Annotated in this window: 1 protein-coding gene; it reads left to right on the top strand. The window is 73.0% G+C overall.

Annotation, left to right across the window (positions count from 1 at the left end):
* On the top strand, nt 1–441 hold a 441-nt coding region (locus GL263_RS27830; protein ID WP_228456895.1), incomplete at both ends, for a hypothetical protein.

The raw sequence follows: 441 nt of genomic DNA, 5'->3' as shown, positions 1-441 counted from the left end.
CACCCGCCCGTACACGCAACTGCGCGAGACGCTGCGGAACACCGTCCCAGCCGCGCGGCGTCGGGAGACGCTAGGCCACGTCGCGGACACCTTGCGGCGCCGCCAGGAGGAACTCCAGCAGCGCGTGCGGCAGAGGGACGAGAGGCGGCGGCAGAAGAGACAGGAGGAGCGGGCCAGGGAGGCACGCGCGCAGCGCGAACGCGCGGAGGCGGACCGGCGCGAACAGCAGCGCAGGGCGGAACAGAAGCGCAAGCGGGAGGAAGCGGAACGCAGGCGAAAGGCAGCGCAGCGCAGGCGTGAGGCACTGCGGTCGGTAGCCACCTTCACCGGGACCGCGCTGCTGCTCGCCGCGGTCGTCGGCGGGGTCGACCTCGCCCGGAAGAAGGGGCTGATTCCCGAGCAGAACAACCACGCGAGCCCACCGCGCCCCACCACCCCCAC

The organism is Streptomyces durbertensis (assembly GCF_014156695.1).
Classification (GTDB): Bacteria; Actinomycetota; Actinomycetes; order Streptomycetales; family Streptomycetaceae; genus Streptomyces; species Streptomyces durbertensis.
Note: the sequence above shows the minus strand (reverse complement) of the source record. Positions and strands in the feature narration are given on the sequence as shown.